The organism is Aeromonas media, assembly GCF_000819985.1.
GTDB classification, from domain to species: Bacteria; Pseudomonadota; Gammaproteobacteria; order Enterobacterales; family Aeromonadaceae; genus Aeromonas; species Aeromonas media.
This window is the reverse complement of the sequence record NZ_CDBZ01000094.1, coordinates 20,152-28,931: the sequence shown is the minus strand read 5'-3', so window position 1 is coordinate 28,931 and position 8,780 is coordinate 20,152. Positions and strand designations below refer to the sequence as shown.

5 protein-coding genes are annotated in these 8,780 nt (G+C 66.9%); 3 read left to right on the top strand and 2 right to left on the bottom strand.

The annotated features are described in order from the left end of the window. Positions 1–1,876: sensor histidine kinase (locus BN1127_RS08525; protein ID WP_042649145.1), on the bottom strand; the 1,876-nt coding region annotated here is incomplete at its 3' end. Positions 1,877–2,136: 260 nt separating this feature from the next. Here BN1127_RS08525 and dsrO point away from each other — a divergent pair. Genes dsrO through BN1127_RS08510 form a run of 3 tightly spaced genes read left to right on the top strand, consistent with a single transcriptional unit; the run spans position 2,137 to position 7,128 of the window. Continuing rightward, positions 2,137–2,925, top strand: coding sequence for a sulfate reduction electron transfer complex DsrMKJOP subunit DsrO (gene dsrO, locus BN1127_RS08520; protein ID WP_042649144.1), 789 nt, complete (start codon positions 2,137–2,139; stop codon positions 2,923–2,925). Next, positions 2,915–4,021 carry an NrfD/PsrC family molybdoenzyme membrane anchor subunit gene (gene nrfD / locus BN1127_RS08515; protein WP_042649143.1) on the top strand — a complete coding sequence of 369 codons (1,107 nt, stop codon included), beginning with the start codon at positions 2,915–2,917 and terminating at the stop codon, positions 4,019–4,021. Before dsrO ends, nrfD begins: the two co-directional genes overlap by 11 nt. Next, complete coding sequence (locus BN1127_RS08510; RefSeq protein WP_042649142.1) at positions 4,021–7,128, top strand: tetrathionate reductase subunit A; 3,108 nt, start codon at positions 4,021–4,023, stop codon at positions 7,126–7,128. The genes nrfD and BN1127_RS08510 overlap by 1 nt, the downstream gene beginning before the upstream one ends. A gap of 56 nt (positions 7,129–7,184) precedes the next feature. Here BN1127_RS08510 and BN1127_RS08505 read toward each other — a convergent pair whose 3' ends face one another. Further along, entirely contained in the window at positions 7,185–8,546 is a 1,362-nt protein-coding gene (locus BN1127_RS08505) for an endonuclease/exonuclease/phosphatase family protein (RefSeq protein WP_042649141.1), read from the bottom strand. Positions 8,547–8,780: the final 234 nt, after the last annotated feature.

Sequence of the window (8,780 nt, the reverse complement as noted above, 5' to 3'; positions counted from 1 at the left end):
GAATGACCCGGGCCAGACAGCCGTGGGGGCTCAGGTTCTCCAGGCTGAACTGGCCGCGATGGCTCTCGACCACCTCCCGGCAGATGGCCAGCCCCAGCCCCATGCCATCCGGCTTGTCGCTGTAAAACGCCTGCTGCAGTTCGGTCGCGGGAACCCTCAGGCCAGCGCCGTTGTCGCGGATCTCCAGCAGCAGCCTCTGCGCCTCGAAGGCGATCAACAGATCGACCCGGGCAGGCTCCTGTGCCGGTGCTTGCGTAGGAGGGGGAGCAGGAGAGTGAACAGCGGCGCGCGCCCTCTTCGCAGCACTCTCGGCGCCATTCTTGATGAGGTTGACCAGCAACTGCTCCATCCCGGTGCCGTCCAGAGGCAGCCGGCGCGGCTGGCCCCGCCAGTGCAGGGTGAAGGTGACGTCGAGCGGCGCCAGCATCTGCTCCAGCAGGGGGCGCAGCTCCGCCATCAGGGTGGGCAGGTCGCAAGGCTCGAAGCGGGGAGGGCGCTTTTGCAGCCTGGCCCTGAGCCGGTTGACGGTCTGGGTGATGCGCTGGACCTGGAGCCCTATCTGCTCCAGGGCCTGACGCAGGGAGGCCTGGGCGGCAGCCTGAGTGGGGTCTTGTGCCAATCTGTCCAGTCGCAACAAGGCTCCCTGGCTGTAGTTGGCGATGGCGCTGAGGGGCTGGTTGATCTCGTGGGCCACGTTGGCGCCCAGCTCGCCCAGTTCGGCGAGCCGTCTGGCTTGTGCCAGCTGGTGTCCCTTCTGCTCGAGCTGGTGGCGGGCTTTGAGCAGCCGGCGCTGGCTGCGGTTGAACAGACGTTGCAGCAGCAGGTGGTGACCCCCCAGCAGCAGTACCAGCGCCAGGGCGCCCCAGCCCCACTGCTGATGCTGGCGCAGCCAGTGCCAGGCCGCTTGCCACCAGGGGCCCTGCAGCGGGTGGCGATCCAGCGCCTTGAGCAGGCGGTCGATGGCGAGCTCGCTGGTGGGGACGGTCCAGCCCGCCGAATCGGCGGCGATGGCCGCCTCGCTATCAGCGGGCAGGTCGAACAGCGCACGGGTCACCGCCAGCGCCAGGGCGGGGGAGGCCCGCTCTGTCTTGGCGAAGGACCAGTTGGGGTAGAGCCGGGTTGAGCTCTGACAACCAAAGCCGGCCGGCGCCTGATCGTCCAGCACCCGAAACGCCCCCCTGGCGACCTTGCCTTCCCGCTCCATGCGCTCGAGCTGGCACACCGGCACGATGGCGGCAGCCACCTCCCCTGCCGCCAGCCGCTCGATGAGCCGGTCCAGTGGAAAGCCGGTGAACTGCACGGTGGAGAAGAAGTGCTCCAGCCGAACTCCCTGTTCGCCCGCCTCGAAACGATAGGCGAGGTAGCCGCCGAAGGCGTTCTCCGAGACGGCGGCGACCGCTTGCCCCTCGAGGTCACGCCAGTGTCGGTAGGGGGCCTGGGCAGGCACCACCAGGGCGGCGCCGATAGCGAGGTTGTCCCCCTCGGCCGGACTCTTGAGGGTGGCGAGCCAGGCCAGCGGGTACTGGCGCGCCAGACTCACCGACTGGCCCGGGTTGGTGATGACGAAATCGAGGTGCTCGAGGGCGACGGCCTCGGCCAGTTCATCGAGCCCCAGCGGATGCAGCACGAAGCGATGGGCGGGGACGCGCTGCGCCAGCCAGCGCAGCAGCGGTTGCCACTGGGCTCTAGCCAGGGCCGGGCCGCGGGTTGCCAGCACGCCGATGCGTATCGGCTCGGCCAAGGTCTGCACCGGCGTGGCCTGGGATGACGCGGATTCCTGTCGGGCCGGCGCTGGCGAAGAGGGGGTCGGGGCGGCCTGCACCCGCAGCGGCAGGGCTGACAGCGCGAGCCAGAGCAGCAGGCTGAGCAGGGGCAAGGGAACTGGGACGTGCAGGGGGCTCTCCTCTTGGTGCAAAGGGGGCAGTCTATCACCGGGGCGATGTGCTGGGTCGCCTTGACGCCGTGATGGGGCAGCGAATGGGGCTTTGGTCACAGTTTGGTGGTTATGGGGCCGGTTTTATTGCGCTGGATCAACCCGGCTCCCGGTATGTGGAAAACCACAATAGAGGCGACTTCCTGCGTTGAGGACAATCGGCCCAACCCCTTTCAAGCCAGCTCAGCAGAAGGAAAGACGCCATGGAGCCCAGCAAGCGCCGATTGTTATCCGGGATCGCCGCCCTCACCGCAGGGGCGGCCCTGATCCCCGTCACCCAAGTCCAGGCGCAGTCCGTTCCCGCTCCCCGCAACGGGCGAGCGGCCATCAGCCGGGGGGACGGGCGCAAGCGTTACGGCATGCTGATCGACCTGCGCCGCTGCGTCGGCTGTCAGGCCTGCACCGTGGCCTGCACCATCGAAAATCAGCCTCCCCTCGGCCAGTTTCGCACCACGGTGAGCCAGTACGAGGTGAGCGACGTGGCCGCCCTCGAGGCTCCCGCCTCTCTCTTGATGTTGCCGAGGCTGTGCAACCACTGCGCCGAGCCCGCCTGCCTCGATGTCTGCCCCACCGGCGCCACCTTCCAGCGCGATGACGGCATCGTCGTGGTCAACAACGACTGGTGCGTCGGCTGCGGCTACTGCGTGCAGGCCTGCCCCTACGACGCCCGCTTCATCAACCACGAGACCAACACCGCCGACAAGTGCACCTTTTGCGCCCATCGGCTGGAGGCGGGGCTCTTGCCCGCCTGCGTGGAGAGCTGTGTCGGCGAGGCGCGCATCATAGGCGATTTGAACGACCCCAAGAGCCGGATCAGCCGGCTGCTGCGCGAACACGAGCCGGCGCTCAAGGTGCTCAAGCCGGAGGCCAATACCCAGCCGCGGGTCTTTTATCTCGGCATGGACGAGGCCTTCGTCAGCAAGGTCGATGGCAACCCGGCCCTGCGCACCCTGCTCACCGACGATGGCAAGGAGATAGCCCATGGTCATTAACGAACTGCTGGCCCCGGCTCAGCCCATCACCTGGCTGCCTTGGGCGGTGCAATATTTCTTTCTGATCGGCCTCGCCTACGGGGCCCTCTGGCTCGGCGCGTTTGATCTGTGGCGCAAGGCACCGGATCCGCGGTTGCAGACCCTGGCGGCGGTGCTGATGGTGGCGGCTGGTCTGGTGGCCCCCATCGCCCTGACCGCGGATCTGCACCAGCCAGCCCGGGCCTGGCACTTCTACGCTCAGACGCGCTTTGGCTCCGTCATGTGGTATGGCGCCTATCTGCTGCCGCTGTTCAGCCTGCTCTCCATGCTGCTCGGCTGGCTGCTGCTAAGGCCAGCCCTGGCCCGGCGCGGCGCAGAAGGGGACAAGATAGCCCCCCTTGCCCGGCTGCTCTGCCTGGGAAGCTGGTCGGGGGTACCCTGGCAGAGGCCACTCTCCCTGCTGGCGGCCGTGAGCGGGCTCAGCATCGCCCTCTACACCGGGCTCGAGACCATGGCGGTGGCGGCTCGCCCGCTCTGGCATACCCCCTGGTTGCCCTGGCTGCTGACCCTGAGCGCCGTGCTGGGGGCCCAGAGTGCCCTGCTGCTGCTCAACCGCTTGCTGGCGGGCTGGCGTGGCCAGACCGAGTCGACTTTGCTGCGCCAGAGCGGCTGGACGTTAGGCCTGCTGGCCCTCTCCCTGCTGGGCTGGGCCCTGTTGGGCGGTGCCTCGGCGGCAGAGGCCGCAGCCCTCTATCGGCTCGACCCGAGCTGGCGGCTGGCGGCCCACTGGCTGTTGCTGACCCTGGGGCTGGCCAGCCTGCTGATGCTGGTGCACCGAAGGATCTCTGCCCGCCTGTCGCTCTGGGGGCTGGCGCTGCTGGGGCTGCACCTGGTGTGGGGCCTGCGCTGGCTGGTGCTGATTCAGGGGCAGCTCGCACCCAAGTACGGGGCCGGCGTCTACCTCTATGAAATCGCCTGGGGACCGGCCGGTGTGCTCGGCATTCTCGGTACCTTCGGTCTGCTGCTGGCCCTGCTGGTGGCCCTCTCGGAGTTGGTGTGCCCCTCTGTTTCCCCCGCCATCAAGGCACCCACTCCTTTTGCACGCGAGGCACTCTGATGGATCACAGCAAACGCAAGTTTCTCAAGGGCGCCGCCATCGCTGGCGGCACTGGGCTGTTCGTCGCCGGTTACAGCGATACCCTCAAGCAGGTGGCGAGCGGTCTCGCCACCGGCAGCTCGGGCAAGCCGACCCGGGATCCCATCCATGGCAACTCGCTGGCCGTGGAGTACCGGGTCGACGAGCGGGGGGAGCTGCACCCCAACCCGGCCCAGCGGGTTGCCAACACCATGTGCCTCGGCTGCTGGACCCTGTGCGGAGTGCGGGCTCGCATCGACAACGAGCGCGACCAGATAGTGCGGATCCTGGGCAATCCCTATCACCCCCTCTCCGCCCGCCATCACATCGACTTCAAGACCCCGGTCAAACAGGCGCTGCTCGCCACTAGTGGCTACCAGGACGGGGGGCTGGACTGGCGCTCCACCGCCTGCGCCCGGGGCAACGCCATGCTCGAGCAGCTCGACAGCCCGCAGCGAGTCACCCGTTGTCTCAAGCGTGTGGGGTCCCGTGGCAGCGGTCGCTGGCAGAGCATCCCCTTTGAGCAGCTGGTGGCCGAGGTGGTGGAGGGGGGGGATCTGTTTGGCGAGGGCCAGGTTGAGGGGCTGCGGGCCATTCGCAACCTCGCCGAGCCGCTCGACCCGGCCAACCCGGAGTACGGCCCCAGGGCCAACCAGCTGCTGGTGAGCAACGCCTCGGACGAGGGGCGGGATCACTTCATCAAGCGCTTCACCTTCAACAGCTTCGGCACCCGCAACTTCGCCAACCACGGCGCTTACTGCGGCCTGTCGTTCCGGGTCGGGGCCGGCGCCCTGCTGGACGATCTGGAGAAGAACGCCCACCTCAAGCCGGACTGGGACGAGAGCGACTTCCTGCTGTTCATGGGCACTTCGCCCCAGCAATCGGGCAACCCCTTCAAGCGCCAGTCACGCCAGCTGGCGGCGAACCGGGCGCGACCGGGCAAGCCGTTCTCCTACGTGGTGGTGGCCCCCAGCCTGCCCAACACGGTGAACATGCCCTCCGCCCCTACCAACCGCTGGCTGCCCATCCGGCCCGCCACCGACTCGGCGCTGGCCATGGCCATGCTGCGCTGGATCATCGACAACCAACGCTACGCCGAGCCCTTCCTGACGGCACCCAATGCCGCCGCTGCCGAGCGGGCCGGCTATCGCGGTTTTTGCAACGCCAACCACCTGGTGCTCTGCGACGAGTCCCACCCGCGCTTCGGTCAGATGCTGCGGGCCAGCGATCTTGGCTTGCCCTTTGATGGGGAAGCCTATGGGGAGGGGGACGCCATGCTGGTAGAGGAGGCGGGCAGCGGCGAGCCGAGGCCCGCCGGCCAGTGTGAGCGAGCCAACCTATGGGTGGATCGCACCATTCAGGGCCCCAAGGGGGAGTTCACGGTCAAGAGCAGCTTCCAGCTGCTGGCCGAGGCGTGCCGGGAGCACTCTCTCGAGCAATACAGCGCAGAGTGCGCCGTGCCGGTGGCCGACATCGAGGCGCTGGCGCAGGAGTTCACCAGCCACGGCACCCGGGCGGCGGTGGTCTCCCACGGCGGCACCATGAGCGCCAACGGCTTCTACTCGGCCTGGGCCATCATGATGCTCAACGTCATGGTAGGGAACTTGAACGCCCGGGGCGGTGCCGTGGCGAGCGGCGGCAAGTTCGATCCCTTCGGGGCGGGGCCGCGCTACGACCTGGCGAGCTTCCCCGGCATGGTCAAGCCCGTCGGGGTCTTCCTGTCGCGCTCCAAGTTCCCTTACGAGAAGACCTCTGAGTATCGGCGCAAGCGCGAGGCGGGCCAGAACCCCTATCCGGCGCAAGAGCCCTGGTTCCCGATCTCGGGCCCTCTGCTCGGCGAACACCTGACCGCGGCGGTGAACGGTTACCCCTACCGACTCAAGGCCTGGATCAATCACATGGGCAACCCCCTCTACGGTCAGGCCGGGCTCGCCAAGGCCATCGGTGAGCAGCTCAAAGACCCTGCCGTGCTGCCGCTCATTGTCAGCATCGACAGCTTCATCAACGAGTCGTCGGCGCTGTCGGACTACATAGTGCCGGACACCCTCACCTACGAGTCCTGGGGTTGGGCCACTGCCTGGCACGGGGTGCTGACCAAGGTCTCTACCGGTCGCTGGCCCATCGTGGAGCCAAGAGTCGCCAAGACGGCCGAGGGAGATCCGGTCTGCATGGAGTCCTTCTTTATCGCGGTGGCCAAACGGTTGGGGTTGCCGGGCTTTGGCGAGGGGGCGCTCAAAGGGGCGGACGGCAAGCTGCATGCCCTGCACAAGGCGGCGGACTTCTCCCTCTACGGCGCGGCCAACGTGGCCTATCTCGGCGAGCCGGTGCCTGCCATAGAGCCTGAGGATCTCGCCTGGTCCGGGGTGGAGCGGATCCTGCCAGTGCTGAATGCCACTTTGAGCCCGGAGGAGGCGGGCCGCGCCGCCTATCTCTTCGCTCGCGGCGGGCGCTTCGAACCGGCGGCCAGGGGGCGCGATGAAGCCGGTCAGCCAAGCAAGCGCTGGCCCAAGCCGCTGATGGTGTGGAACCCCGAGGTGGGCAGCCGCCGTCACAGCCAGAGCGGGCAATACTTGAGTGGCACCCCGCGCTTCTTCCGCCCCCAGTTGGCGGACGGCACGCCGCTCAATGAGGCGTTCAAGCCGGCACAGTGGCCGCTGCTCCTCACTAGCTACAAGTCCCACACCATGAGCTCCATGAGCATCGGCTCGGATCGTCTGCGCCAGGTGAACCCCAGCAACCGGGTGCGGCTCAATGCGCAGACGGCGGCTCAGCTGGGGATAGAGAGCGGGGACAGGGTGCGGGTCAGCACCCCGGATGGCTGCGTGATCGGGGTGGCCGAGTGCGTGGCCGGGGTGCAGGCCGATGCCATCGCCATCGAACACGGTTTCGGCCACAAGGAGCTGGGGGCGCGGGAACACTGGATAGACGGCCAGAAAGTGGTCGCCAATCCGCTGCGCGGAGCCGGGGTCAATCTGAACGATCTGGCGGTGCTGGATCCCAGCCGCCATGGCCGCTACCCCCTGGTGGACTGGGCCATCGGCTCGTCGGCCCGTCAGGGGCTGCCGGCCCGCGTGGAGAAGCTGGTATGACGATCCAATGAAAACGGGGCCTGCGGGCCCCGTTGCTTATCTGCTCTGCGTCACTGTCACAGCTTGAAGTCGACCCACACCAGGCGGTGATCCGAGCTGACACCCTTGGCGATGCCTCGCTGTTCGTCATACACCAGGTGGTAGCCAGGCTCGAAGCTGGCCGGCCAGAACACGCCGGAGGCGACCGCGTTCAGGTTGGCGGAGGGCAGCACGTGGTCGAGCTGCAGGCCGCTGCTGCTGGTGATGCGCTCCGGGGTGGGGCGGTTGTTGTTGCGCTTGCACTGATCCGGCTGGCTGGCGAGGCACTCGGGGCCGCCCTGGCTGACCGGGATCAGGGCGCCGTTGGTGACGGCCTGATTGACCAGCACATGGTTGTGCAGATCCTGAATGGCGGTGAGATCCCCATCGCCAATCTGGGGATCGGCGTTGAGATCGCCGGCGATGACGAATTTGGCACCCTCGGCCAAGCCACCCGCCTTGCCGGCGTCATCCACCATGTAGCTGGCGGTCTCCACGTAATCCTGCCAGAAGGCGACTTCGGCCCGGTTGTGCTTGACGTTGTGGCGCGCCGCGTTGCCGAAGATGGGCGGAGTCGGGTGGGAGATGAGGAAGTGGATCACCTCCTCCTTGTTGCCGCGCTTGATGCGCACCGGCACGTCGGCGTGGTTCTTGGACGAGAGCGGGAAGGACTGCCAGGCTGCGTCGTCATACCAGGCATCGCCGCACTGGCGGCCGGCCGGGATCGGCGCCTTGGCATTGTTGCAGTCGTCGATGACGGGGTTCACTTCGCCCGGCATGTCCTTCCACTTGAATTTCTGGAAGGTGCGGATCTGCTTGGTATCGATGGGGTACTGGGACATCACGGCGAAGGCGTACTGGCCGTGGTAGTTGCCAAAGCCCCAGGCGTCGTCCGGCCCGTTGTTGACCTTGCCGTCCAGGTTGAGGTCATGGCCGCTCATCAGGCCGGTGTTGGTGGCGAAGTTCTGCAGCACCGGGTAGCTGATGGCCTTCACCTCGTCGTGCTGGGCATGGGCCAGGTAGTTGTCGTTGAAGGCTTTGAGGTCCGTGGTGTCGCTGCCCTTGCCGTCATTGTCGAATTCGTTGAGCAGGAACACGTCTGGCCGGGTGCGCTGCACTATCTCGGCGATGTTGCGGATCTGCTGCACGTCGAGGGCCTTGGTCTTCTCGGCGCCGCTCAAGGTGCCGTCGGCGAGGCGGGCCAGCAAGGCATCCTGCTCGGTGCGGCTCAGGGCCAGTTCACCGGCGAGCATGCCAGCGGCGGTGCGATCGAAGGAGAGGTTGAAGGTAGCGAAGCGAACCATGGGGGTCGGGGTCTCGGAGTCATTTTGGCTGTTACAGCCTGCCATCAGTCCGAGGGAAATGGCAGCGGCGAGCAGGGTCTTGTGGCTATTTTTCATTGTAATATTCCGTAGCATCAATAGGTTATGCCTGAGAGTCAAAGAAACCCAGGCGGGCCCATTATAGAGAGGTGGGGCCGAAACGGGTTCTGAATGAGCCAAACTGTGAGGCCATTCACAGCGCGAGCAGAGGAAGGGGGCGGGATGAGCCGGCAGCCAGGGCCCCGGGCGTTCAGGACCAGCGAGAAAGAAGGAAGGGAAAGGAGGCGTTGGCGCTCTGGCTCCGGGCGTTCA

Bases quoted from the DNA above. Each gene is read 5' to 3' on its own strand.
- BN1127_RS08510 (WP_042649142.1), top strand. From the start codon at position 4,021: ATGGATCACAGCAAACGCAAGTTTCTCAAGGGCGCCGCCATCGCTGGC.
- dsrO (WP_042649144.1), top strand. From the start codon at position 2,137: ATGGAGCCCAGCAAGCGCCGATTGTTATCCGGGATCGCCGCCCTCACC.
- nrfD (WP_042649143.1), top strand. From the start codon at position 2,915: ATGGTCATTAACGAACTGCTGGCCCCGGCTCAGCCCATCACCTGGCTG.
- BN1127_RS08505 (WP_042649141.1), bottom strand. From the start codon at position 8,546: ATGAAAAATAGCCACAAGACCCTGCTCGCCGCTGCCATTTCCCTCGGA.